We start from the raw sequence: 24,408 nt of genomic DNA, 5'->3' as shown, positions 1-24,408 counted from the left end.
CGCGAGGAGGCTCGCTCCCACAGGGTTCTTCACCGGTCCGGACGTCAGGTGGCTTCCTGGAAATCCATCTCCGGTGGCTGGCGACGGAAGCCGCCGGTCAGCACCGCCAGGTACACCACGCCAATCGCCAGCCAGCTCAGGCCCAGATAGATCGCCAGATGATCGAGGCTGACCATCAGCCACAAATCCGCCGCCAGACCGATAAACGGGAACAGCAGGAACAACACGAATTCACGCAGCCCTTTGTGCTCACCGCCAATCCAGTAGTGAAAGATCACCGACAGGTTCACCAGGCTGAACGCCAGGAACGCGCCGAAGTTGATGAACGAGGTCGAGGTGGTGACGTCCAGTTTCAGCGCCAGTAAAGCGACTGCGGCGCACAGCAGGATGCTGTTGACCGGCGTGCCAAAGCGTTCATGCAAGGTGCCGAAGAACGATTTTGGCAGCACGCCGTCACGGCCCATGGCGAACAGCAGCCGCGAGCCGCTGGCCTGCGCCGACAGGCCCGACGCGAACTGGCCGACGATAAGGCCGATCAGGAAGATCGACACGAACAGGTCACCACCGATGTTGCGGGCAATTTCATAGGCCGCCGAGTCGACGCTGTCGAACTGGAACGACGGATGCGCGATCTGCACGAAGTACGACACTCCGACAAAGATCAGCCCGCCGATCAGGGTGATCAGCATGATCGCCCGCGGGATGGTGCGGCGCGGGTCGCGGGTTTCTTCGGTCAGGGTGCTGACCGCGTCGAACCCCAGGAATGAATAACAGGCGATAGCTGCACCGCTCATGATCAGCGGCATCTGCATGTCACCGTTGAAGAACGGTTTGACCGACCACAACGGCGTGCTCGCATCACCACCGACGTAATGAACGCACAGCGCCACGAAGGCGATCAGCACCAGGAACTGCACCAGCATCAGTAACGCGTTGATGCCGTTGGCCAGTTTCAGGCCGACGATGTTGATCGCACTGGTGATGCCGATAAACGTCAGCACCCAGATCCACTGCGGCACGGCCGGGAACGCAGAGTGGAGGTAGGCCGCGCCGATCAGCCAGATCGCCATCGGCAGGAACAGGTAGTCGAGCAGCACGGCCCAACCGGCGATGAACCCGAGTTTCGGGCTGATCGCCTTGCGAACATAGCTATAGGCCGAGCCAGCGACGGGGAACGCCGCGGCCATTCGGCCGTAACTCATGGCGGTGAAAAACATCGCCACCAGCGCCGCCAGGTAAGCGGCCGGGACCATGCCGACGGTGGATTGAGCGAGGATGCCAAAGGTGCCGAGCACGATGATCGGCGTCATGTAGGCGATGCCGAACAGCACCACCGAACCCAATGACAGGGTGCGTTGCAAACGAGCCATGAGCGACTACTCCGAATTTATTGGATTTATGGCAGAGCCGAGTTCGGCGCTAAATTTCGGGTATTGCATGATCGTTCCCACGCTCCGCGTGGGAATGCAGCCCGGGATGCTCCGCGTCCCAAAAGCGGACGCGGAGCGTCCGTTGAGGCATTCCCACGCAGAGCGTGGGAACGATCGGTCTTCTTCAGTTTTTAGGAATCAGCAGCTCCCGCAATCCACAAGCATGCTCAACAACCTCCCCCGGCAACCGCAGCCGCTGATCATCCAGATACCGATAATCCTGCCGCGCCGCCGTCAGCTGAGTCAGGTCCAGCTCCACTGCAAACTGCCCCTCCTCCCGCCCGGCCTCGAACAGCAAAGTCCCCAGCGGATCCACCAGCGCACTGCCGCCCGCGAACACCAACCCGCCATCGCCCTCTTCCACCCGGTTGACCATCAGCGCAAACGCCTGGTTTTCCTGGGCGCGGGCCATGATTGCGGTGCGGTGAGTCGGGCCGTAAGGGTCCATGTTGCCGTTGGTGACGATCAACAGTTCTGCACCCAATTGCGCCAGGGCCCGAGCGGTTTCCGGAAATTCGATGTCGTAGCAAATCAGCAGGCCGACCCGCACACCGTTCCACTCACACGTCGCGTAACGGTCGCCAGCCTCGAACACTCCGCGATCCGACGCCCAGAGGTGCGTCTTGCGATATTTCAGCGCGATACCTTCGGGGGTGATCAGCAACGTGGTGTTGTAGAAGCGGCCGTTGTCGTTCTCGGCCATGCCGATCACCACGGCGATCTGGCGTTCACGGGCCGCGGCCAGCACCGCGCTGACGGTCGGGCCGTCCAGCGGTTCGGCGGTCTCGGCCAACGCCTCGAGGGCTGGAAAGCCCATCAAGTGGGTTTCGGGAAACACGATCATCTGCGTATCGGCAGCACAGCCGGCTATCGCCTTCAGCGTACGTTCGAGGTTGTAAGCCGTGTCGTTGTCACGGCCCGCCAACTGGGCGAGTTCGACTTTCATGGGTATTCCTTGTTCTTGACCAGGCTGGCAGAAAGATTGCCCGGTCGGTGTCTGTGCGCCAGTATGCGCAGCAAGCCACCGGCCGGGAAATCACGCCGCTGGGGTAACCCGATAGGGGTAGAGGCATGACACTCTCGTTAGACGACATCGCGTGGCACCGCTCGGTCGGGCAACTGATCGACGCCCTGGACAAGCCCAATTTCTGGACGCAACTGGTCCGGTTACTGGATCAGTACGTGACCTTCGACAGCTGGGTGGCGCTGCTTTTCAGCGCCGATCAGCACCCGCAAGTGTTCGCCGAATGCCCGGGCGCGGACGGCAGTCCTGATCAGTTGTTCCAGGACTATCTGCGCGGTCTGTACCTGCTCGATCCGTTCTACATCGCCTGTCGCGAGCAATCGCGCACCGGGCTCTATCGTCTGTCGGAAGTCGCGCCGGAGCATTTCGAACTGACCGAGTATTACCAGCGCTACTTTCGTCTGAATGTGGTGGCCGATGAAATCCAGTTCAATTGCCAACTCGAAGGCGACCGCACGCTGTGCCTGTCACTGGGCAGCAAGCAGCGTTTCAGTGGCCAGCAGATCGCCTTGCTGTCGCTGATCCAGCCCTGGGTGCTCGGCCTGTTGCGTCAGCGCCTGCCCTACGAAATCAACGAAGTCGCGGCCCTCGCACCCGCACCGCCGCAAGTCGACTGGCGTGTGCAGCTGGAAGCGTCGGTACAGCAACTCAAAGGCGCGCAATTGACCGCACGGGAGCTGGATGTCGGGCGCTTGATGCTCAGCGGTTGCTCCAGCAAAGAAATCGCCCGCAAGCTGGAAATCTCTGTCGAAACCGTGAAAGTCCATAAGAAACACATGTACAGCAAACTGGGGATCAAATCCCAGTCAGAGCTGTTTTCGATTTTTCTCCAGGCCCAAAATGCCTGATTACAACGCGGAGTGCTTTTTACTGTGGGAGCGAGTCTGCTCGCGATTGCGGTCTTTCATTCAGCATTGATGTCGACTGAACCACCGCAATCGCGAGCAGGCTCACTCCCACAGGGATCTGTGTGTATCCATGCCCCTGCTGCGTTGAAACTATTGAGTCCGAACCCAAGGAAACCGTATGAGCCTGTCACTCCTGAGCCGCTACGCCTTCTTTGCCGTCTGTGTGATCTTTACCCTCGCCAGCCTGCCCTTCCTGGCGCACGACTGGCTGTGGCCGATCACCGCCGTCACCGGCGTCCTAAGCCTCGTGGGCCTGTTCGATCTGCTGCAAAGCCCTCACGCGGTGCGCCGTAATTATCCGATCCTCGGCAACATCCGCTATCTGGTGGAGGGTATTCGCCCGGAAATCCGCCAGTACCTGCTCGAGTCCGACAGCGACGCCCTGCCCTTCTCCCGGGCCCAGCGTTCGCTGGTCTATTCACGGGCCAAGAATGAAAGCGCCGACAAACCCTTCGGCACCTTGATCGATGTGTATCAGTCGGGTTTCGAATTCATCGGCCATTCCATGCGCCCGGCGCCATTGAGCGACCCGAGCAGTTTCCGGGTAACGGTCGGCGGCCCGCAGTGCACGCAGCCGTACTCGGCGTCGGTGTTCAACATTTCGGCCATGAGCTTCGGCTCCCTCAGTGCCAACGCGATTCGAGCGTTGAACCAGGGGGCAAAACTCGGCAACTTCGCCCACGACACCGGCGAAGGCAGCATCAGCGCCTATCACCGGGAAAACGGCGGCGACCTGACCTGGGAACTGGGCAGCGGCTACTTCGGCTGCCGCACCGCGGACGGCCGTTTCGACCCGGAACGCTTCGCGGCACAAGCGCAGACGCCGCAAGTGCGGATGATCGAAATCAAGATGAGCCAGGGCGCCAAGCCCGGTCATGGCGGGATCCTGCCCAAGCACAAAGTCACCCGGGAAATCGCCGAAACCCGCGGCATCCTGATGGGCGAAGATTGCATCTCGCCGTCACGGCACAGTGCGTTTTCCACGCCGATCGAACTGATGCACTTCATCCAGCAGTTGCGCGAACTGTCCGGCGGCAAACCGGTGGGCTTCAAGTTCTGCCTGGGCCACCCGTGGGAATTCATGGGCATCGCCAAGGCCATGCTGGAAACCGGCATCCTCCCCGACTTCATCGTGGTCGATGGCAAGGAAGGCGGCACTGGCGCCGCGCCTGTGGAATTCACCGACCACATTGGTGTACCGATGCGCGAAGGCCTGTTGTTCGTGCACAACACGCTGGTCGGCCTGAACCTGCGAGACAAAATCAAACTCGGCGCCAGCGGCAAGATCGTCAGCGCCTTCGACATCGCCAGCGTCCTGGCCATCGGTGCAGACTGGGCCAACTCGGCACGCGGCTTCATGTTCGCCATCGGCTGCATCCAGTCGCAAAGCTGCCACACCAACAAATGCCCGACCGGTGTCGCCACCCAGGACACCCTGCGCCAACGCGCACTCGTCGTCCCGGACAAGGCCCAACGCGTCTTCAATTTCCACCGCAACACCCTCAAGGCCCTGGCCGAAATGCTCGCCGCTGCCGGGCTGGACCATCCTTCGCAATTGTCGGCCAAGCATTTGGTTCGACGCATGTCGGCGACCGAGATCAAACTGTTCTCGCAGTTGCATGTGTTCTTGAAACAGGGGGAATTGCTGACCGGGGAAGTGAATGGCGAGTTTTATTCACGGATGTGGCAGATGGCGCGGGCGGACAGCTTTGAGCCGAACGAGTCGGCTGCCGCGTAAACAACAATTGAACGCCAACCTCATCGGGAGGTTGGCTTTACACCAAGGAAGGACAGCATGCTGAAAGTCATCGCTCAGGATTTCATCAAACCCGAACACATTGAAACCGTTCGCCCGTGGTACGCCGAACTGGTCGAGAAGACGCGACTGGAGCCCGATTGCATTGCTTACGACCTGTTCGTCGATCAAAAAGACCCCGGGCACTTTATCTTCGTCGAACAATGGCCGAATCAGGCGGCGCTGGATGCTCATTGCCAGTCTGAGCACTTTCGGCGGCTGGTACCGCAGATCAATGCTTACCAGGCCAGAGATTGCATTGTCGTGCTGATGGATGCGTTCTGATGCCTGCCATTACCAGTGAAGAGCCGAAAATTCCGGATCGGCGTCTGAGACGCCTTCATGACTCACACCCACGAAACACCACAAACCTGGAAAAGAAGAACTCGCCGATCAGGTACAACAACCAAGACGATGTCACCGTCACCAAACCATGCACCTGCCACAGATCTGCGATATGTCCGACGCCATAGCTCACGACGCCCATGACAGCGCTGAACAACAGATAGCCCAGCACCATCGCCTTCCTGTCAAAGGTGTAAAGCGCATGCACATGAAAGGAAAAGGAGACGGCGACGCAAAACGCCACAAGGTTGCTGATCGCCTGACTGAGTTCGACGGCGACGGTGAGTACGAAAAAAATCTGCCAATGAATGAGCGCATTGATCACGCCAATGACCATGTAGCTACAGAATCCTTTCCATAACGTTTTCATTCCGGCACCTGCCAATATCCCTGTTTCAGGTGCCTTTCAAACTAAGTGACAACCCTGTAGCGGTCTACTGACAGTAATAACAGGTAGGTGATCATTTCAGACCAAAGGTCACATCTGACGATATCGTCGCGAACCGTATCCCTCACCTTTCACCAGCGCAGCCTCTTAATCGGCGCGGGCTCTTTCATGACAATAAAACCGTAATCGCCAATCAGATAAATCCGGTAGTACTGGCTCTCCACCAGCGGCGCAAAGTGCTGATAACCCACCCGGGTCGCGTTACGTCGCTCCTTCTCTGCAACAACGTTGGTGATCCCCACTTTCGGCAGGTTCTCGGCCAGCATGAAGAAGTCGATGTTCAGCAGATAGTGCAACACCGGCATCTGCTTGAACGAGCCCGCCGCCCCCCTCAGCCAGTAATCGGAATAGGTCACTGACATGTAAATGCGCTTGGCCTCGAGCAGCTGTCGACTCGACGCGATGTCGTGTTGAAGACTCAATAGCGCGCTGGCCGCGAAGGCTTTCTGCACCGTCAGCACGCGCCCGTAGGCGTACGACAGCGAAAGCATCGCCAGCAACGGAATCACCAACAACAGCGGCAACCGCTGGTGGATTCGTGCCAGCGCCAGATGGCTCAAATAGAACAACAGCACCAACAGGACCGCGAAGCCCATCAGGGTCCTGGCGCCTTCATTGAAGTCCCGGAAAAACAGCGCCATACCCGACACCAGTAAGGTCACTGCCGGTAATGCCAGCACGCAGATCAGGCCGATCAGCATTTTGTTCGCCGGGCGGTCCTGGCGCGCCACGACGTTGAGCCCCAGTCGCACCGCGCCAGCCATGGCACACAGCAACAACCCGGCGAACACCCAGGTAAATCCGCCATGAAACAGCAGCACGACTTTTTCCAGCACCCTGGCGATGTTGACGTGCAGTTGCAGCAACGGCTCCGCAGACCAGTTCAGCAGCAGGGTGCGCTTGTGCTGAGTGAACGGATAAGCACTGACGGCGTAAATCAGGCAGCCGAGAAAGGCCTGAGCGATTTTCCAGCCGATCAACCCGCACCATTGCGGCCAGGCCAGTTTGTCATTGGCGGCCCTGAGTACTTCCAGGCAACACAACCCGAGAAACACATTGAAACTCACCTGATACAGCCCTATCGCCAAGGCAACCAGGAAGGACGGCACCAGCCACTGCTGAATGCGCGAGGGGGGACGAAAGGTGATCGCATGGATGACCGCTACCACGCTCAACGCCATGGCGGGCCCGTCGTATTGATAAGACAGGTTTTGCAGGAAGAACGGGTTGTACCAGAGCGGTAGCGTTACCAGGCAGCAGGCGATTGTCGGTTGGGGATAGTAATGAAACGTCAGGCTGGTCAGTGCCGCGGCCATGGCCAGCGTGGCGATCAACAGCGGCAGCGGAAAGATGTTCGGCGCGGCCTGGCTGAACGTCAGCAGGTTGTAGAAGAACTCGGTGAATAACCGTCCCTGCTCCGCCCAAGCCATACCGGCCGACAAGGATCGCCAGTTGTCATCGATATACGGATAGTCCGCAAGGATCAGCGGCACCACATACACCAGGGTCGCCAGCAAAAAAAACAGCCAGACCTGCCGACGCCCGAGTTCCTTGCTGAAAAAGTCGCTGAACCGGCCCATGCTAAATCCCGAGCCGGTCTTTGCCGCCGATGATGTCTTTCACCACGTAGCGCGGCCGATGTTTGGCTTCGATGTAGATGCGGCCAACGTATTCACCAAGGATACCGATGCCGATCAGCTGCACGCCGCCGAGAAACAGAATCGCGGTCATCAACGACGGGTAACCAGGGACGCTGTTGCCGAAGAAAATCTTGTCCAGCACCATGTACACCGCGTAGAGCACCGCGAAGATCGAAATACCGCCGCCGACGTAAGTCCATAAGCGCAACGGCACCGTGCTGAACGACGTCACGCCTTCCAGCGCCAGGTTCCAGAGTTTCCAGCCATTGAACTTGCTGGTGCCCGCCACTCGCTCGGCGCGCTCGTATTCCACCACCACGGTGTTGAACCCGGCCCACGACAGCACACCTTTCATGAACAACTGGTGTTCGGGAAGCGTGCGAATCACGTCGACCACCTTGCGGTCCATCAGCCGAAAATCGCCGACGTTTTCTTCGATGCGGGTGTAGGCGATACGGTTCAGCACCCGGTAGAACAGCGAAGCGCTGTGGCGTTTCAGGTAACCGTCGGCGGTGCGATCCCGGCGTTTGGCAAGCACCACATCCGCGCCTTTTTGCCATTGGTCGATCAACCGCGGGATGACGCTGATCGGGTCCTGCAAATCGACATCCATGGGAATCACCGCATCGCCGGTGGCGTATTCCAGGCCGGCGAACAACGCCGGTTCCTTGCCGAAGTTGCGCGAAAAGTTGATCAGCAATATCTGTTCATCGGCCTGCGCCAAGGCCTTGACCTCCTCGGCCGTGCGGTCGGAACTGCCATCGTTGATGAACACGATTTCGACCTCGGTCTGGTCAAGCTTCAACTCGCGACGCACGGCCTGGTAAAACAGGCTGACCGCCTGTTCTTCATTGAATACCGGAACGATCAGCGAGACTTTCATGCGTTACGCCTGCGAAAGACCACGTACTTTGAAAACAGAAAGCCCAGCACCAGGCTCAACGCCGAAAAAATAGCCACCGTCAGCAGGCCATGAAGTCTCCATACGTCACCGGCATGGCCGACGCCCAGACTCAGCGCCCCCATGGCTCCCAAGAATAGAAGATAACCGCCGACCGACGCCTTGGCTTCGAAGGTATACAGCGCGTTCATGTAGAAGGAAAACGAGGCGGCAACGCAGAAGGCAGACAGGTTACTGACAGCCTGACTGAAGCCGGCCCCCACGCTCAGCAGGAAGAAGATTTGCCAGTGAATCAGCGTGTTGGCGACCCCGACCACCGTGTAACTGGAGAATCCTTTCCACAAGAGCCTCATGGTGATTCTCCCGTTTCACTTCATAAAACTTTGAACATGTCTACTGTCAGAAATCACAGGTCTGACGACCTTTCAGACCAGCGGTCAGGGCTTACCTCAATGCCAAGAGACATTCCGTAATATCCCCGTTTTGCAATTACCAGCGAATCACGCCACCCTGCGCGCCGCCTAAGTGCGGCGCGCAATCTTTAGCGCCCTTGGCTTTTTCCTTTCTCAACACCCGCCCACGAGCCTGCCGTCATGACGTTTGAGCGCGATCACCGAATCGACTTTTTTCGCGGCCTGGCACTGATCTTCATTTTTTGGGATCACGTGCCTCACAACCCCCTTGGCCAAATCACCCTGCGCAATGTCGGTTTCAGCGATGCGGTAGAAATATTCGTGTTTCTCGCCGGCTACGCGGCCGTTCTGGCCTACGGCAAAATCCTTGCGCGCGATGGTTACCTGATCGCCTGCGTGAAGATTCTGCGGCGCGCCTGGGTGCTCTACGTGGTCCATATTTTCCTGTTGGCCATGCTGATGGGCATCGTGTTCTTCGCCAACAGCCATGTGGAAACCCGCGATCTGGTAGAAGAAATGGGCCTGCATCACTTCATCACCAACCCCCAGCAAGCGTTGACGGATGAGTTACTGCTGCGCTTCAAGCCGAACCTGATGGACCCGCTGCCGCTGTACATCGTGCTGCTGGCGGGATTGCCGCTGGTCCTGCCGTTGCTGGTGCGCAAGCCGTGGGCGGTCGTCGCCGTGTCATTGGCGGTGTACTTGCTGGCTCCGCGGTTTGGCTGGAACCTGGCGGCCATCAAGGACGGTGTGTGGTACTTCAACCCCGTGACCTGGCAACTGCTGTTTGTCCTCGGCGGCTTCATGGCGATTCATGGGCAGCGGCCACGTGTGCCCGACACTCGCCCGCTGTTGCGTCAGCCGTTGTTTGTCAGCGCGGCGGTGTACGTGGTGGTGGCCGGGGTGATTACTGTCTCCTGGCGCTGGCCGCAAATACACGATGCCCTGATGCCGGCGAGCCTGAGCAACTTGTTGTACCCGATCAGCAAGACCGATCTGTCGCCGGTCCGTTTGCTGCACTTCCTGGCGCTGGCCTATGTCACCGCCAGGCTCTTGCCCGGCAGTGGCTGGACGCAAAACTGGCTGGCGCAGCAATGCTGCCGCATGGGGCGCTACTCACTGGAAGTTTTCTGCCTCGGCGTGCTGTTGGCGCCGTTGGCGGACATGCTCAACGCCCTGACCGACGATGCGTTTGCCATGCAGGTTTTCACCGCATTGGTGGGTGCCGGGGTGATGGCGTTGCTGGGGGCGTGGCTGGATTTCAACAAACGCCTGAATCGGCAACTGTCGGTGGCGACCGCTTAAGATCAAAAGATCGCAGCCTCGTTTCACTCGACAGCTGCTACAGGGGAACGTGTTTGCCGAATCCGTGTACGGTCGTCAATCGCGATTCCTGTAGCAGCTGTCGAGTGAAACGAGGCTGCGATCTTTTGACCCTCCAAACGCAAAAGCCCCGATCATCACGACCGGGGCTTTTTCATTTCAGGCGTTACACCTTACGAAGCCGAACGCACCGCACCCTGCGACACATTGGTCGGTTGCAGCTTGAACACGTAGAACAACACTGTCAGCAGGACCAGGAACGCCGGGCCCACATACAGCGCCACGCGAGTGTCCGGGAAGTACGCCATCAGGCCGACCACCAGCACCAAAAACGCCAGCGCCAGGTACGAGCTGACCGGGTACAGCCACATCTTGTATTTCAGGCCGGCACGTTCGCTGGCGCTCAGGCCTTGGCGGAACTTGAGCTGGGCCAGCAGGATCATCACCCAGGTCCAGATCGCGCCGAAGGTGGCAATCGCGGTGACCCAGACGAAGACTTTCTCCGGGACCATGTAGTTGAGCAGCACACCCAGCAACAGCACGAAAATCGACAACAGCAACGCGCGACGGGGCACCCCATTGCTCGAAGTCTGGGCGAAACCGGCCGGGGCCTGACCGTTCTGCGCCAGGCTGTAGAGCATGCGCCCGGTGCTGAAGATACCGCCGTTGCACGACGACAGTGCCGCGGTGATCACCACGAAGTTGATGATGCCAGCGGCGGTCTTGATGCCCAGGCGCTCAAAGGTCATCACGAACGGACTGCCCTGGGTGCCGATTTCGTTCCATGGGTAGATCGACAGGATCACGAACAGCGCGCCGACGTAGAACAGCAGAATCCGCCAGAACACCGAGCCGATCGCATTGGGAATGGTCTTCTGCGGGTTCTTCGCTTCACCGGCAGTCAGGCCGATCATCTCGACGCCGAGGTAGGCGAACATCACCATTTGCAGGGACATCAACACGCCTTGCACACCGTTGGGCATGAAGCCGCCGTGGGCCCAGAGATTGGAAATCCCCAGCGCCACACCGTCGTTGCCGAAACCGAATGCGATCACGCCGACACCGCCGATCACCATCGCAATGATGGTGACGATCTTGATCAGGGCGAACCAGAACTCGAACTCACCAAAGGCTTTTACTGCGATCAGGTTGATCGAGCCCATGCTGATCAATGCGGCAAGTGCCCAGATCCAGCGCGGCACATCAGGGAACCAGACGCCCATGTACACCGCCACCGCGGTGATTTCCGCAACGCAGGTCACCAGCCACAGGAACCAGTAGTTCCAGCCGGTCAGGAAGCCCGCCAATGGGCCGAGGTAGTCTTGAGCGTAGCGGCTGAAGGAGCCGGCGACGGGGTTGTGCACCGCCATCTCGCCGAGGGCGCGCATGATCACCAGGATCGCCAGACCGCCGATGATGTAGGACAGCATGATTGCCGGGCCAGCCATCTCGATGGCCTTGGCCGAACCGAGGAACAGACCGACACCGATACAGGCACCGAGCGCCATCAACCGAATATGCCGTTCGCCGAGTTCGCGTTTGAGCGGGCCGCCTTGAGCGGTCTCGCCATTGGGCAGGTGATTGCCTGGCATAGGAGTACAACCTCATCTTGTTATTGGATATGACCACCGAGTGTCGAAGCGCTGACCGGTAAGCCAATGCTTTTCTGAAACCGGGCCTGCTTTGTGGGCAAACCCGTCTTGCAGGACAAAACCGGCAAGATCAGCGGGGCGTGCAGTATAAAAAGCTTCTGACAGGGCTTTTCACTCTATAAACCACAACATTCAGCGAGAACTCTCGGGAAAAGAGCGGTTTACGGAGTGGCATTACCTGGCTTACGTAGGATTAGTTGCCGATTAAGCGGCGCAGAGTATTGCACGGTAATGGTGCATCGTCATGCCCCTACATGCGTAGAAGTTACCGTCTGATGGCTCTAGTTCAGGCGTTTCAGACTCCCCACCGCGCATGGTGAGGGGGCTCTTGTGGTGAGGGGCTTTGTGGCGAGGGGGCTCGCCCCCGTTCGGCTGCGCAGCAGTCGTATTACCGGTACACGCGATGTTCCTGATGGGACTGCTTCGCAGTCCAACGGGGGCAAGCCCCCTCGCCACAGCAAGCCCCCTCGCCACAAAAGCCCCCTCACCACAGGGAATGATGGGAAATCGATACTTGTGCATTCACAATTTTTTCACCAAGGCCAACCACCGTCTAAGCTTCAGACAAGTCCTCTCAATCTGCGTGAATGGATCAGTCGACTATGGGCGTTTTGTGGCAAACCGATTCGAGTAAAAATGTGGTTCAGACTGGACGTATGGACGAAACGCCTTTACCTGAAAAATCCCGAAGCAGTCGCACCAGGCACGGCTGGGGTGCGTTTTGGTTGTTGTTGCTGATTATCCTGATTGTCGTCGGGTTGGCCGCAGCCAAGGAAATGCGCACGTCGAAGTTTCAATCCCGGGAACTGAGCCAATACGCCGCCACTTTGAGTTACGAGCTCAAACCCGGTCCCAGCGATGCCATTCGCTATCCCGGTGCCGGTCCTTTCGACTTGCGCCTGGGCTACAGCTCTCTGGATGAATTCCTGCCACGTCTGATCAAGCGTGACTACGTTGTGGCAGCCCAGACCCGGTTTTCACAAAAACTGATGGACTACACCGACAAGGGCTTTTTCGTGCCCTACCCGGAAAAAATCCAGGCGGGATTGTCGATCACCGATTGCCGTGCGGCACCGCTTTACCAGTACAAGTACCCACAACAACTGTATTCAAGCTTTGCGGCAATCCCTCCCGTGGTGGTCAACAGCTTGCTGTTCATCGAAAACCGCTTCTTGCTCGATCCCCGTCAGCCCCGGGCCAACCCCGCCGTGGATTGGCCTCGGTTCGGCATGGCAGCGTGGTCCCAGGTTGCCAAGTTGATGCACCTGCCGGGCCAGTCGGCGGGCGGCAGTACCCTGGCGACGCAACTTGAAAAGTACCGGCATTCACCCGATGGCCTGACCGTGTCGGGCGCGGAAAAAATCCGTCAGATGATTTCTGCCAGCGTGCGCGCCTATCAGGCCGGGCCGGAGACCCTTGAAGCCCGGCAGAATGTGATTCGCGATTACCTCAACAGCGTGCCTCTGTCGGCGGTACCCGGCCACGGTGAAGTGCATGGCATGGCCGAAGGTTTGCGTGTCTGGTACGGCGCCGACTTCAACCAGGCCAACGAGCGGCTGGCCAGCAAGGAGACCGATCCGAAAAGCATGTCGGAAAAAGGTCTGGCCCTGCGGGAGATGCTGTCTTTGATGATTGCCCAGCGCCGCCCTTCCCACTACCTGACCAAGGGCCGCGAGGAACTGGCCAGCCTCACCGACAGCCACATCCGCCTGCTGGCTCAGAATGGCGTGATCGATGCGCCACTCGCGGCGGCGGCATTGGCCAGCAAAGTGACCTATCGCGACTGGCAGACACAACCCACCATTCAGCCCATCGAAACCAACAAGGGCATCAGCGTGGCACGCAGTCGTCTGGGCGGGTTGCTCAACCGTCCGCTGTACGACCTCGATCGCCTTGATCTTTCCGCCACCAGCACCCTGCAAGGCGAGTTGCAAGCCCAGGCCACCGAGTACCTCAAGCATCTGGCCGACCCTGAGTTTGCGGCGCAGATCGGCTTGATGGGCGAACGCCTGCTGACCCCCACCAGTACCGCCCAGGTGCGCTACAGCTTCACACTGTTCGAACTGACCCCGGATGGTTCGCGGGTGCGGGTGCAGACCGACAGCACCGACCAGCCGTTCGATATCAATGAAGGCAGCAAGCTGGAACTGGGCTCCACCGCCAAGATGCGTGTGCTGACCACCTATTTGCAGATCATCGCCGAGCTGCACGAAAAATACGCAGCCATGACCGTCCCGGAACTGAAGAAGGTCGACGTCCCGGATCAGGACCGCCTGAGTCGCTGGGCCGTCGATTACCTGATCCAGACCAAGGACCGCAATTTGCCAGGCATGCTCGGCGCTGCACTGGATCGCAAATACTCGGCCAGCCCCGGTGAAGCTTTTTTCACCGGTGGCGGGCTGCACACATTCGTTAACTTTCGCAAAGAAGACAACGGGCGCCTCCCGACCCTGCGCGATGCCCTGCGCGAGTCGATCAACCTGCCATTCATTCGGCTGATGCGTGACCTGGTGCGCTACACCACGTATTCCGGCCCCAATAGCAGCGCCGAATTGCTCAAAGACGACCGCGACCCTCGGCGTCAGGAATACCTGGCTTCGTTTGCCGACCGCGAAGGCACATCGTTCCTGCTGAAGTTCTGGAAGAAGTACAAGAACAAGGACACCCAGGCGCGACTCGAGACCTTCCTCGACGGAATGCGCCCGACCCCGATCCGCATGGCCGCGGTGCATAGGTATCTGTTGCCACAGGCCAGTCAGGAAAGCTTCAACATGTTCGTGCGCTCGCACCTCAAAGGCGCCAAGCTCACCGAAAAACTGACTGACGAACGTCTTCAGCGGCTTTACGAAAGCTACGGCCCTGGCGCCTATGACCTACCGGACCAAGGCTTCATCGCCAAGGTTCACCCGCTGGATCTCTGGTTGATCGGCTATTTGTTGAACAACCCCGACGCCAAGTTCAGCCAGATCGTCAAAGCCAGCCAGTTCGAACGCCAGGAAGTCTACAGTTGGCTGTTCAAAAGCCGTCACAAGGGTGCGCGCGACAGCCGCATTCGCACCATGCTGGAGATCGAGGCGTTTCTCGACATTCACCAGCGCTGGCAGAAAGTCGGCTATCCGTTCGATCACCTGGTGCCATCGCTGGCCACCGCCATCGGCAGCTCCGGCGATCGTCCGGCAGCCTTGGCGGAGCTGATCGGCACCATCCTCAACGATGGCGTGCGCATGCCCACGCTGCGCATCGACAGCCTGCATTTTGCAGCGAACACACCGTACGAAACCAAACTGATCAATAACCCGGATGTCGGTAAACGGGTGATGTCTTCCGAGGTGGCCACAGCCATGCGTGAAGCGTTGTCGCAGGTGGTGGATGCCGGTACAGCCAAACGCATCTCCGGCAGTTTCATAACGCCTGATGGCAAACCGTTGGGCATGGGCGGCAAAACCGGTACGGGCGATAACCGCATCGAAGCCTTCGGTTCGGGGGGGCGAATTCTGAGTTCGAAATCCATTAACCGCACCGCGACCTTCGTGTTCTACATCGGCGATCGTCACTTCGGCACGATGACCGCGTTCGTGCCCGGGCAAACGGCCGAAGCGTTCAAGTTCACCTCTGCCCTGCCAGTGCAAGTGCTCAAGGGGATGGCGCCGATTCTGACGCCGTATCTGCAACCGGGAAGCAGTGTCGCGTGTGCGCCGGTTCCGACATCGCGACTGTGAGTTTCAGACATTCAGTTCAATGGTGGCGGCCGATGCGCGAGCGCCTTGAAAACCGAAGCGCTGCTTGCGCTCACTCCCCCGGCGCCCTGGCGTTGAACAACAACAGTACGTTGCCGTCGTAATCCCCCGGGCGGTATCCCCCGGGCGGCTTCACTGGCGCGATTTCCAGCAACACCCGCGTGCCTGCCGCCGCTTCAGCCGCCGACACCACCAGCCGTGAAGAAAGGTCCGGGCTCAACTCCACCCCGTTGAAACTGACCCGCAATGCCATGTTGTCACTCGGCCTGCCGTTCGACAGGTAGGGGGTGGCCTCCAGGCGCGCTTCAATGGCGCTGGTGTCATGCCGCACATCGAAATACTTGCGCACGCTGCTCAGGGTCTTGGTGGAAGGGTTCCAGTTCAACCGCTGCGGTCGGTGAATCCAGTCCGACTCGGCCGGGATTACGTAAAACCCGAGGGTCGGAATATCCGCCGACACTTCGAACATGTGCTCCTCCCGCGCCGCGAAAGCGCAAGCACTTATCAGCGTCAAGGCCCCCACGCATCCGGCGACGGTCGCTTGCTTGATCATGTCAGTTATCTGTTGCATCACCGATCACCTCTTCATTGCTTGCTGGCGATGCGCAGCGTTTTTTTCGCGTTGCCCTCGACCAGATTGAAGCGGTACTCGCGACCGGGCTTTTTCTCGAATTCGAACGTCTTGCCCGCGAGGATGTGGTGTTTGGTAGTCGGCTCGCACTCGGTTTCATCCTTCAGCGAGCAGTTGCGAAACTCGTCGACCACCACGACCGTATTGCCGTTATTGCGCAGCGTGTAACGCTCGGCTGCGTCATCGATCACGCTGTCGAAACGAGTGTCCTTTGGCCGCACGAAGAACACCGTGCCAAACCCGGTCATGACGTTGACCCCCGCCGACAGATTCTTTTTGTACTCATCGCGTTCCTCGCTGGACACCGCAAAATCGTCTTCCTTTTCCGGCACCACCGGCACAAAGCGCACGCGAAAATATCGTTCGGTGTCCCGATTGCCCATCAGCAGCAAGCGTGTGCCCTGCATGCCATTGGCCGGCACGATCAAGCGCGCGGGACTGGCCATCAAGCCATCGCGGCCACTCGCATCCGCTTGGGTCTTGACCGGCACTTCACGGGACGTGCCATCGTCGTCGTAGAGGATCTCCAGGATGTTGACTTTGACGAACGCGGTGCTGTCACCGCGGTTGAACACACGCTTGAGGTACGTGCTCTTGTCACCATCCAGATAGTCGTAGACCGTTCCGACGTTAATCTGCGGCCCGGCCTGAAGACCCAATGAAAAACCGCTCAACCCCAACAGCAACCACAGACGTTTCATACCCTTGAACCTCATGACAATGAACACAACACGAATGGCACCTGGCGATACGTAGCCCATCAAAGATCCGAATCCCAGATCACCGTGACGTTGCCGGCGTAGTAGCCCGCCTGGCCGGGGCTGAGCATGAAACCCATCTGACTGGCTGGAATTTCGAAGTGCAGTACGCCTGGACGCCTTTCCACATAAAAGCTCGGTTGAAACTGCTGGGCATTCGCTGCACCGGTACGTAGCCGGCGTTGCTTGACCGGTTGGCCGGCGAGGTCGGTCAGGCCATTGGGCAGCGTGGTGCTGACCTGCACCTCAACCGCACGCCCGGTCTTGCGGTCCAGGATCATGCACTCAAAAGGGTTTATGGCGATTTCGCATTCCAGGTGCATTTTGAAACGCGTCGACGCCGAGATATTGAAACTCTGATCCCGGAACAGCCGTACAGGCTTTCGCCCTTCCTGCAGCCAGCTTTGCCAGCCACCTGCCGGGGTCAACCGGACTTTTTCCCCGCCAGGAGGGATATCGACTTTCAGCGTGTGCTGTACGTCCAGCACGAAGTCCAGGGTCAGGTTACTGTCGTTCGCAGGCATGCTTCCCAAGTCGAAATCAGCGCCTGGGCCGACCCGATAGCTCATCGATCCGGTATAGAGCCCGCTCGACATTCCCAGCGGGTTGGGCGTGCGCAGTTCATAGGCAATATCCAGATTTTCGAAGGACATGTGCGGGATAGCAAAGTAGGTTCTTTTGTTGCAGGCCGCCTCTGTCGGGGTTTTCCAGAAGAATCGATACGTACTGGGTGAGTACGCCCCTACACCGCTGTACTCGCAAGGAGGTGGCGCGTATACCCAGCTGCTGCCGTACCACAGTTTCTGATGTCCCTCGAGAATGTCTGTCACACCGACCAGGCTGGCGGCCGAATGACTCAGGACGTATTCGGAACCGACACCGGTAATGCGCACCTCGACCGTTTCGGTTTCCAGTGTTTGCCTGTTCGTCACCGTCAGTTGCCGCCAGTTGGCCGGTACTTTCACAGGGATGAGATCCAGACGCCCGATGTTTGCCCTCGGTCCGAAGCGAATCGGCAAACGAATGCTGAACATATTGTTGTCCTGGCACTGGTCCGGGTAAGTCGCGCAATAGCCGCTGTTCGGGGTCTTGTTGATGAATACGTTTTTTTGCGGCTGCGAGGGATCGGGGGTGAACAGCGCCCGGATCTCCTGATTCACCGCCCCAACCGATGGAGCCACCAGCGTCATCGCCAGCGCCAGGCCGATAGTAGAGATTTTCATGGCTTCAACCTGCCTTCTGGTCAGAGGAACTGGCATCGGCCAGCGTGTCCGGCGTGCACTGCAGATCACCGATCATCAACACGTTGTTTTCACTGCGATAACGATTGGCATCAAGGCGGAACTGGCACAACAGCTGATTGGCGTAACGCACCTCCAGGGTCGGTGAACCGGCGTTCATCTCCATCGAGAAAAACCCGTCGACTTCAGTCACCCCACGGCTGGCATGGTTGATCACGTGATGCCCCTTGAGCGGCTGTCCTTGTGCATCGAGCAAGCGTCCGAGCACAGTCAGGGTTTTCATCACCCGCACCTGGCGATATTCCACGCCGCCCTTGTTCAAGTGATAGCGGGTACGGGAAGGTTCGATGCTCGCCGCCGGCACATGGTTGCCTTCGAAATCAAAGCTCACCGAGCTGTTCCTGTAGGCCGTCAATGGAATGAAATTGCGCCCCGGGCGCAACGCCACGCTGCCGCCACTGAGGTCGTCGGCGCGCAGGGCGATGCCGTCGATATCGGACTCGATGTCGACAATCATCCCGGCGCCGCGCCCCTGATGCTGGCTGGTCAGGGCCATGCGCTGACCACCAACGACCACCGTGCTGTCGAGGTTTACGCCGCCTGTGAAGTTGCCGTTGAAGGAGGAACGCTGAACAAAACCGTCGCCGTTGATTGCATCGGTGCGAAAGTTCGTCAGGCTCGACAAGCCGACGCCGTAAGTGTCTGTGAGCGCGGTTACCGAGACACTTTGCAGCACATGGTCTTGCAGGTCTTTGCGGTAACCGAGTGACGCGTTGTTGTCGCGGCTGCCGTCACGGGCCGTACGCGAACCGATGCTGCCGGATACCTGCTGACCAGGTCCGCCCAGTGCCATGTTGATGCTTAGATCGACCCCGCGATTACGCGCATCGCCGCTGCTGAAGCTGCCCGGACGATCGAACAGCGACAGTCGCCAGTTGGCATCGCTGCCCAGCAGCGTCATGCGTTGCGTCCAACCCAGGTCCAGGCCGACGCCTTCAACGTTGCCGTCGCTGTGAGACACCCGCGCGTTGAGCGAACTTTTGCGGCTGATCCGGTGGTTCAACGCCAGCGATGAATTGCTGGTTTCGCCGGTGAACACGTTACGTTGGCGCACGCGGGTGCCGTCGGGCAATGTGTCGTAGGTGTTGGTGGTGTCGAGCCAGCTGCGGTTATGGCTCACGACCAGGCTGCCGGAACCATAGTTGTAGAGCGCTTGCAGATCGGCGCCGCTGCCGTGGTCTTCGGTCTGGTACAGATTGGCGTAGAGGTTGATGCTGTTGGCCAGGCTCCAGTCGATGGAACTGCCGTACTGAAGGGTGTTGCGGACCTGACGTGCCGACAACCCTAGAATCGCTCGAGGATGCAGCAGGTAGTTGATCGCAGCTCCCGCCGTCGCATCGCCGTCGTTCTGTTGATCCCAGTTGCTGAGCAGTTTGCTTTCCTGCCCGGCGAACAGGTTGTAGCGCCAGCGTTCATCGAGATTGCGCCAGTTGTTCGGTTTGTAGATCAGTTCCTGGGTGGTCGTGGTGGTTTGACCGTCTTCGATCAATCGCACTTCCACTTCGTAAATACCGCCGGGCAATGGCCGGGTGTCGAGGGTCTGCAAACCTGCCGGGACGGATTGGGTGTGGATCAGCAAACCATCGCGATAAATCTCCACCGAGGCCTGGCGATTGGCGGTGACATAAATCGGATAAACACTGGGTTTCGGGCTGTCGATCGCCAGGCTGTCAGAACTGCCGTACATCACGCCCACGGCGATGTCAGGGCTGGTGCCAAACGAGCGCGGCTGGCGAGTGAGGCCTTCGGAATTGGGGGTGAAATATCCCAGTCGAAAAAAACTGCCTTGCAGTTCGCGCTGGGTGTAGAGCTCATGCACCGCGTGGTAGGTCTTGGTGTCCGGGCCGCCAAGACGTGCCAGTTGCATGTTGAAGGTCTGGCTCCAGTTGCCAAGGCTGCCACTGGCTTCGAGGCCGAAGCGCCCCCCCAGATCCTGTTCCTGGCCTCCGTTGAGGTTGAGCTGGTTGCGCACCATCAGGCCGCTGCTGCCGCCTTCGGGCTGTTCGTAAAACCGCTTGGCTTGAGTGTCGCGCTCGGCATTTTCGGTGACGATCGACAGCAATGAGCTTTCCAGGTTGTAGTGAACCGCCAGCATCTGTTCCGGGCACTGGCCGGTACAGGCGCCCAGCGCCACGCCGGGCTTGAGAACATCGGCCCAGGTTTGGCGCTCACTGGCGTCAAAACGGCTTTCGCTGGTATCGGTGAAATCGAGCAACGTCACCCGGTCGTCGCGGGACAACACAATCATCGCCTCGCCGAGAGGCTGTTGATCGAGCTCGACCCGAACGGCCAACGGCACATCGAAGAAATGCTCCTCGAAATCCGCCGGCAGACCCTTGGCCTGGGCCAGCAAACTTCTGGGGGTATTATCAATAGAAGTCGGCGCCGCAAATGCGCTGCTACATAACAGCAACGCAAGCGCTGCCGCGATGGGCGTCATCGGGAACATGAACAAGTACTCTGATTACAAGGAAGTCAAAACCCGGCCGACAAACCGAAAGTTTGCCGACCGGTTACGTTACTTTGAATAAGTAAACGTTCTGCCGCGAGTGTTACTTAGACGGAAGGTTCAACGACCAGCAGGACAACGCCGGTGTAATCACCTGCATCAGGCTTGCCGCCTGTTGCACTGATTTTGAACGGTGCGCGATAGCGGACGTTGGACTCGGTTTCGCCAACAACTTCCTGCGAAGTGGTCGTCAGCGTTTTGCCGTTGAGCTCGACTTTCAGGTCGATGGTCTTGTTACCGGCAATCAGCTTCGGCACGCCTTCCAGGCGGGCGTGAACCTTGCCGGCGGTGTGCAGCACGTCAAAGTGCCCGTCGACTGTTCTCATGGAGTCGGTAGACGGGTTGTAGCTCATGTCCTGGTCCTTGTTGACCAGGTCCGCATCGACCGGTACCGCGTAGAAATCGTCGGCCGGAACGTGGGCCAAAATGTTGATGGAGTGCTTGGCCTCGGTAGCGGCAAACGCCATCGAGGAGCTCAGTGCCAGAACAGCCAAAGGAGCAGCAAACGCGATTTTCTTGAACATTAGTCAGTACCTGTCGTTTTAAATAATCGATTCGTTGAAAGTTCCTGAATAAGTAGAACTGTCACGAGCAGTTATGACTCAACTGAACTTTCAACGCCGAAAGATGATCGACCAATTGTTCTGGAAAGTAAGCAGGCAAGTTCCGACAACTGTGTAGCCAAAGTGCATCAGCGAGGAAAGAAAAAACCTGAAATAACATAAAAGTGACTGTCTGACTGTAAGACACAGACTACAAACCCTGCTCTATCAGCAATAACAACGAGATATTAACGAAGCAACTTCTGTAGGACTAACACTACATACCCAGCAAACATTAGGCACACACATAACATTAGAGAGTTAACACTAATTTCCGGCCTTTAACTGAATTAAAAACCACCATTTTTCTGATATTGCAGGCTTCGACCCGACGCGACGTTCGGGGTAGCCACTGGTCGGGAGTCCTTGCCTTCTCGTTAAGATATATCTTAAGTTGTATCTAAACACGACGAGAGAAAGCAAAAAATGAGAGACCATCATTCCCCCCACCGTGAACACGGTGACGGCCGCGACGGCTTCGAGAAACGTCCCGGCCGCGAACGCGGTGGACGCGGCCCCCGGGTGTTTGCCCCCGGTGACCTGAAATTGCTGCTGTTGGCGCTGATCGCCGAACAGCCGTGCCATGGCTATGACCTGATCCGCCAGATAGAAAGCATGTTCGACGGCGCCTACTGCCCCAGCCCCGGTGTGATCTACCCGACCCTGACCTTCCTCGAAGAAAGCGAAATGATCCTGGGCGACGCCGAGGGCGGAAAAAAACGCTACACCATCACCGAGGCCGGACGTCTGTCATTAAGCGATCAGGCGATCGCACTGGACGGCGTGCGGATGCGCATCGAAGTCAGCAAGCGCTCATTGCGCGGCCATGACCGTCCCGCCGAAATTCACGAAGCAGTGCACAACTTGCGTCATGCCTTGCAGATGCATCACGGCCGCTGGAGCCCGGAAGAAATCCTGCGGGTGCGCGACCTGCTGAACAACACCGCCAAAGCCATCGTCGACGGCCCTGCCGTTCAACCCGCTCAGGAGCAAGCCGAATGACTGAAGTGATCGTGCAAACCATCCACCGTGTCAGCCACGAGATCAAACGCCGTCGTCTGGAAGTGTTGCGGGTGGTCGACCTGACGCCGCGCATGCGTCGCATCACGCTGGGTGGTCCGGAATTGGCGGGCTTCGTCAGCCTCGGCACGGACGACCACGTCAAACTGCTGTTTCCACAAAACGCGGCGGAACAAGCGGCGCTGGAAACCCTGGTGCTCGGTGCCGGCAAAACCGATCAGCCGATGCCGGCCATGCGCGATTACACGCCGCGTCGTTACGATCTCGACACGCTGGAACTGGACATCGACTTCGTGCTGCACGGCGACGGCCCGGCCTCGACCTGGGCCGAGCAAGCCAAACCCGGCCAGTTCCTGCACATCGGCGGGCCACGGGGATCGATGGTCGTGCCGGACATCTTCGACAGCTACTTGCTGATCGGTGACGAAACGGCCCTGCCTGCGATCGCTCGACGCCTGGAAGGCCTGGCGGCCGATCGCCGGGTGCTGGCGGTCATCGAAGTGGAGAACGGTGCCGAGCAACAGAAGCTGGAAAGCGCTGCGCAGGTGAATGTGATCTGGGTCTTGCGCGAAGGCGGGAAGAACAACTTGCTCAACACCGTGAAGGAACTGCAAGTGCCCAGCGGCAACCTGTACGCCTGGGTGGCGACCGAAAGCAAAGTGTCGCGGCAGATCCGCCGGGTGTTGCTCGATGAGCATGGGCTGGATGAAAAGTTCGTCAAAGCCGTGGGTTACTGGCGGCTGGATGATAGCGTTGATGAGTGATCAAGGCTTATAAGCTTTTTTGTGGCGAGGGAGCTTGCTCCCGCTCGGCTGCGAAGCAGTCGTGAAATCAGCATACGCGGTGTTTCAGTTAAAACTCAGTCGCAGGTTTTAGCACTGCTACGCAGCGCAACGGGAGCAAGCTCCCTCGCCACAAAAGTAATCAAATCACCATCAGTGTTCACTTTCGACCCGCGCGCCAGCGATCCAGCCCAATCAACACAAGCGCAATCACCACAAATCCCACCAATACCCCCCCGGCATTCACAAACACCTGTGGATAACCCAGCTTCTCGACATCAATGAACGGATAGGGATAAACCGCCAGCAGATGCCCCCGCCACAATGAATACGCGAAGTACACCACTGGATAGATCACCCACGCAGCGATATGCCGCAGTCGCAACGCGCCTTTCGGCACACAGCACCACCAATACGCCAGAAACAGCAGGGGCATGACGTCATGCATCAGCTCATCGGCCAGCCATTGCCAGCCTTGTGGATGCCATAAATGGCGCAACAACACGTTGTAGGCCAGGCCGACCACGGCGATGCTCACGGCAATGCCGCTACTCACCCACGGCTGCAAAAACCAGCGGCGTGTCGCCGACTCGCGGGACGTCAGTTCACAGGTCAGCACGGTCGCCACCAGCGTATTGGTCAGCACCGTGAAATAGCTGAAGAAGCTGACCAGCCCGCCGAGCAGGCTGGCCTCCAGCGTCCAGCGTGAGTAGAAAATCAGGTACAGCTGAATGCTCAGTCCCGCCCAGCCGAGCACCGTCGCCACTGCAACAAAACGACGCCTCGCGGCGGCCCCCGGCGTCGAGAGGCTAACCATGCTCAGACCGGGCGCTTGGTGCGCATCAACTTCACGTATAAGCGTTCGACCTTTTCCCGCGCCCACGGGGTTTTGCGCAGGAAAGTCAGGCTCGACTTGATGCTCGGATCACTTTTGAAGCAGCGGATATCGATGCGTTCGGCCAGCCCCGACCACTCGTAGTGTTCAACCAGCGCGTTGAGGATTTGTTCCAGGGTCACGCCGTGCAGCGGGTTGTTGTTCTGTTCGGTCATGCCGGGCCTTCGAGCGGTGAAAGAATGGGAAGCCGCGCACCTTAGCCGAGGGTGTGGTCGGGTGGAAGCGCTCTGTGTGTTCCTCCATTAAATGTAGGTGACCTGCAAAAGAACGCACCCGGACCTGTAGGAGCAAGCG

General features: G+C 58.7%; 21 protein-coding genes. 7 read left to right on the top strand and 14 right to left on the bottom strand.

Annotated features, from left to right (window positions below; genetic code table 11):
- Positions 1–44: 44 nt before the first annotated feature.
- Together AC3WP4_RS21550 and AC3WP4_RS21545 are read right to left on the bottom strand one after the other, a co-directional pair.
- Positions 45–1,370 (bottom strand): APC family permease, encoded by a 1,326-nt coding sequence (locus AC3WP4_RS21550; RefSeq protein WP_102616030.1) that lies wholly within the window; start codon positions 1,368–1,370, stop codon positions 45–47.
- 184 nt (positions 1,371–1,554) lie between these two features.
- The gene (locus AC3WP4_RS21545; RefSeq protein ID WP_102616031.1) at positions 1,555–2,376 is read right to left on the bottom strand and encodes a carbon-nitrogen hydrolase family protein; all 822 of its coding nucleotides are present in this window, start codon (positions 2,374–2,376) and stop codon (positions 1,555–1,557) included.
- Between the two features lie 125 nt (positions 2,377–2,501).
- Here AC3WP4_RS21545 and AC3WP4_RS21540 point away from each other — a divergent pair, with 125 nt between their 5' ends.
- The 3 genes from AC3WP4_RS21540 (at position 2,502) to AC3WP4_RS21530 (ending at position 5,442) form a co-directional block, all read left to right on the top strand.
- On the top strand, positions 2,502–3,302 hold the full coding sequence (locus tag AC3WP4_RS21540; RefSeq protein WP_102616032.1) for a helix-turn-helix transcriptional regulator: 801 nt from the start codon (positions 2,502–2,504) through the stop codon (positions 3,300–3,302).
- Between the two features lie 178 nt (positions 3,303–3,480).
- Positions 3,481–5,100 (top strand): FMN-binding glutamate synthase family protein, encoded by a 1,620-nt coding sequence (locus AC3WP4_RS21535; protein WP_102616033.1) that lies wholly within the window; start codon positions 3,481–3,483, stop codon positions 5,098–5,100.
- A 57-nt stretch (positions 5,101–5,157) separates the two neighbouring features.
- On the top strand, positions 5,158–5,442 hold the full coding sequence (locus AC3WP4_RS21530; RefSeq protein ID WP_076028494.1) for a putative quinol monooxygenase: 285 nt from the start codon (positions 5,158–5,160) through the stop codon (positions 5,440–5,442).
- Positions 5,443–5,497: 55 nt separating this feature from the next.
- Here AC3WP4_RS21530 and AC3WP4_RS21525 read toward each other — a convergent pair whose 3' ends face one another.
- The 4 genes from AC3WP4_RS21525 to AC3WP4_RS21510 form a co-directional block, all read right to left on the bottom strand.
- The gene (locus AC3WP4_RS21525) at positions 5,498–5,872 is read right to left on the bottom strand and encodes a GtrA family protein (protein ID WP_076028495.1); all 375 of its coding nucleotides are present in this window, start codon (positions 5,870–5,872) and stop codon (positions 5,498–5,500) included.
- Positions 5,873–6,021: 149 nt separating this feature from the next.
- A complete protein-coding gene (locus AC3WP4_RS21520) occupies positions 6,022–7,530 on the bottom strand; it encodes a glucosyltransferase domain-containing protein (protein WP_102616034.1) in 1,509 nt (502 codons plus the stop codon).
- A 1-nt stretch (position 7,531) separates the two neighbouring features.
- On the bottom strand, positions 7,532–8,473 hold the full coding sequence (locus AC3WP4_RS21515; RefSeq protein WP_074873996.1) for a glycosyltransferase family 2 protein: 942 nt from the start codon (positions 8,471–8,473) through the stop codon (positions 7,532–7,534).
- Positions 8,470–8,844, bottom strand: a complete 375-nt coding sequence (locus AC3WP4_RS21510; RefSeq protein WP_074873995.1) for a GtrA family protein — start codon at positions 8,842–8,844, stop codon at positions 8,470–8,472. The genes AC3WP4_RS21515 and AC3WP4_RS21510 overlap by 4 nt, the downstream gene beginning before the upstream one ends.
- 240 nt (positions 8,845–9,084) lie before the next feature.
- On the opposite strand from AC3WP4_RS21510, the gene AC3WP4_RS21505 reads away from it, so the two are divergent.
- Complete coding sequence (locus AC3WP4_RS21505) at positions 9,085–10,209, top strand: OpgC family protein (RefSeq protein WP_102616035.1); 1,125 nt, start codon at positions 9,085–9,087, stop codon at positions 10,207–10,209.
- Positions 10,210–10,400: 191 nt separating this feature from the next.
- Here the strand turns inward: AC3WP4_RS21505 and AC3WP4_RS21500 are convergent, their stop codons facing one another.
- Positions 10,401–11,819 (bottom strand): amino acid permease, encoded by a 1,419-nt coding sequence (locus AC3WP4_RS21500; RefSeq protein WP_074873993.1) that lies wholly within the window; start codon positions 11,817–11,819, stop codon positions 10,401–10,403.
- Between the two features lie 662 nt (positions 11,820–12,481).
- On the opposite strand from AC3WP4_RS21500, the gene AC3WP4_RS21495 reads away from it, so the two are divergent.
- Positions 12,482–15,598: a transglycosylase domain-containing protein gene (locus AC3WP4_RS21495; RefSeq protein WP_074873992.1), complete on the top strand. Its 3,117-nt coding sequence runs from the start codon at positions 12,482–12,484 to the stop codon at positions 15,596–15,598.
- A gap of 70 nt (positions 15,599–15,668) precedes the next feature.
- Here AC3WP4_RS21495 and AC3WP4_RS21490 read toward each other — a convergent pair whose 3' ends face one another.
- From AC3WP4_RS21490 to AC3WP4_RS21470, 5 genes are all read right to left on the bottom strand, one after another.
- A complete protein-coding gene (locus AC3WP4_RS21490) occupies positions 15,669–16,169 on the bottom strand; it encodes a CS1 type fimbrial major subunit (protein ID WP_102616037.1) in 501 nt (166 codons plus the stop codon).
- A 32-nt stretch (positions 16,170–16,201) separates the two neighbouring features.
- On the bottom strand, positions 16,202–16,948 hold the full coding sequence (locus AC3WP4_RS21485; RefSeq protein ID WP_074880501.1) for a pilus assembly protein: 747 nt from the start codon (positions 16,946–16,948) through the stop codon (positions 16,202–16,204).
- A 59-nt stretch (positions 16,949–17,007) separates the two neighbouring features.
- Entirely contained in the window at positions 17,008–18,228 is a 1,221-nt protein-coding gene (locus AC3WP4_RS21480; protein WP_074873990.1) for a hypothetical protein, read from the bottom strand.
- 4 nt (positions 18,229–18,232) lie between these two features.
- A complete protein-coding gene (locus tag AC3WP4_RS21475) occupies positions 18,233–20,755 on the bottom strand; it encodes a CS1-pili formation C-terminal domain-containing protein (RefSeq protein WP_074873989.1) in 2,523 nt (840 codons plus the stop codon).
- A 107-nt stretch (positions 20,756–20,862) separates the two neighbouring features.
- Positions 20,863–21,339 carry a CS1 type fimbrial major subunit gene (locus AC3WP4_RS21470; protein ID WP_102616038.1) on the bottom strand — a complete coding sequence of 159 codons (477 nt, stop codon included), beginning with the start codon at positions 21,337–21,339 and terminating at the stop codon, positions 20,863–20,865.
- Positions 21,340–21,843: 504 nt separating this feature from the next.
- Between AC3WP4_RS21470 and AC3WP4_RS21465 the strand changes: the two genes are divergently transcribed.
- Both AC3WP4_RS21465 and AC3WP4_RS21460 read left to right on the top strand, forming a co-directional pair.
- Positions 21,844–22,419 (top strand): PadR family transcriptional regulator, encoded by a 576-nt coding sequence (locus AC3WP4_RS21465; protein ID WP_076028505.1) that lies wholly within the window; start codon positions 21,844–21,846, stop codon positions 22,417–22,419.
- Positions 22,416–23,201 carry a siderophore-interacting protein gene (locus tag AC3WP4_RS21460; protein ID WP_102616039.1) on the top strand — a complete coding sequence of 262 codons (786 nt, stop codon included), beginning with the start codon at positions 22,416–22,418 and terminating at the stop codon, positions 23,199–23,201. Before AC3WP4_RS21465 ends, AC3WP4_RS21460 begins: the two co-directional genes overlap by 4 nt.
- 178 nt (positions 23,202–23,379) lie before the next feature.
- On the opposite strand, the gene AC3WP4_RS21455 is transcribed toward AC3WP4_RS21460, so the two are convergent.
- Positions 23,380–24,036 (bottom strand): Pr6Pr family membrane protein, encoded by a 657-nt coding sequence (locus tag AC3WP4_RS21455; RefSeq protein WP_102616040.1) that lies wholly within the window; start codon positions 24,034–24,036, stop codon positions 23,380–23,382.
- A 2-nt stretch (positions 24,037–24,038) separates the two neighbouring features.
- Entirely contained in the window at positions 24,039–24,269 is a 231-nt protein-coding gene (locus AC3WP4_RS21450) for a VF530 family protein (protein ID WP_007944895.1), read from the bottom strand.
- Between the last annotated feature and the right edge of the window lie 139 nt (positions 24,270–24,408).

Source organism: Pseudomonas sp. FW305-20 (assembly GCF_058788075.1).
This window is presented reverse-complemented; position numbering and strand designations above follow the sequence as displayed.

Coding starts and splice junctions, on each gene's coding strand:
- AC3WP4_RS21550 (WP_102616030.1), bottom strand. CDS start 1,370: ATGGCTCGTTTGCAACGCACCCTGTCATTGGGTTCGGTGGTGCTGTTC.
- AC3WP4_RS21545 (WP_102616031.1), bottom strand. CDS start 2,376: ATGAAAGTCGAACTCGCCCAGTTGGCGGGCCGTGACAACGACACGGCT.
- AC3WP4_RS21540 (WP_102616032.1), top strand. CDS start 2,502: ATGACACTCTCGTTAGACGACATCGCGTGGCACCGCTCGGTCGGGCAA.
- AC3WP4_RS21535 (WP_102616033.1), top strand. CDS start 3,481: ATGAGCCTGTCACTCCTGAGCCGCTACGCCTTCTTTGCCGTCTGTGTG.
- AC3WP4_RS21530 (WP_076028494.1), top strand. CDS start 5,158: ATGCTGAAAGTCATCGCTCAGGATTTCATCAAACCCGAACACATTGAA.
- AC3WP4_RS21525 (WP_076028495.1), bottom strand. CDS start 5,872: ATGAAAACGTTATGGAAAGGATTCTGTAGCTACATGGTCATTGGCGTG.
- AC3WP4_RS21520 (WP_102616034.1), bottom strand. CDS start 7,530: ATGGGCCGGTTCAGCGACTTTTTCAGCAAGGAACTCGGGCGTCGGCAG.
- AC3WP4_RS21515 (WP_074873996.1), bottom strand. CDS start 8,473: ATGAAAGTCTCGCTGATCGTTCCGGTATTCAATGAAGAACAGGCGGTC.
- AC3WP4_RS21510 (WP_074873995.1), bottom strand. CDS start 8,844: ATGAGGCTCTTGTGGAAAGGATTCTCCAGTTACACGGTGGTCGGGGTC.
- AC3WP4_RS21505 (WP_102616035.1), top strand. CDS start 9,085: ATGACGTTTGAGCGCGATCACCGAATCGACTTTTTTCGCGGCCTGGCA.
- AC3WP4_RS21500 (WP_074873993.1), bottom strand. CDS start 11,819: ATGCCAGGCAATCACCTGCCCAATGGCGAGACCGCTCAAGGCGGCCCG.
- AC3WP4_RS21495 (WP_074873992.1), top strand. CDS start 12,482: ATGGGCGTTTTGTGGCAAACCGATTCGAGTAAAAATGTGGTTCAGACT.
- AC3WP4_RS21490 (WP_102616037.1), bottom strand. CDS start 16,169: ATGATCAAGCAAGCGACCGTCGCCGGATGCGTGGGGGCCTTGACGCTG.
- AC3WP4_RS21485 (WP_074880501.1), bottom strand. CDS start 16,948: ATGAAACGTCTGTGGTTGCTGTTGGGGTTGAGCGGTTTTTCATTGGGT.
- AC3WP4_RS21480 (WP_074873990.1), bottom strand. CDS start 18,228: ATGAAAATCTCTACTATCGGCCTGGCGCTGGCGATGACGCTGGTGGCT.
- AC3WP4_RS21475 (WP_074873989.1), bottom strand. CDS start 20,755: ATGTTCCCGATGACGCCCATCGCGGCAGCGCTTGCGTTGCTGTTATGT.
- AC3WP4_RS21470 (WP_102616038.1), bottom strand. CDS start 21,339: ATGTTCAAGAAAATCGCGTTTGCTGCTCCTTTGGCTGTTCTGGCACTG.
- AC3WP4_RS21465 (WP_076028505.1), top strand. CDS start 21,844: ATGAGAGACCATCATTCCCCCCACCGTGAACACGGTGACGGCCGCGAC.
- AC3WP4_RS21460 (WP_102616039.1), top strand. CDS start 22,416: ATGACTGAAGTGATCGTGCAAACCATCCACCGTGTCAGCCACGAGATC.
- AC3WP4_RS21455 (WP_102616040.1), bottom strand. CDS start 24,036: ATGGTTAGCCTCTCGACGCCGGGGGCCGCCGCGAGGCGTCGTTTTGTT.
- AC3WP4_RS21450 (WP_007944895.1), bottom strand. CDS start 24,269: ATGACCGAACAGAACAACAACCCGCTGCACGGCGTGACCCTGGAACAA.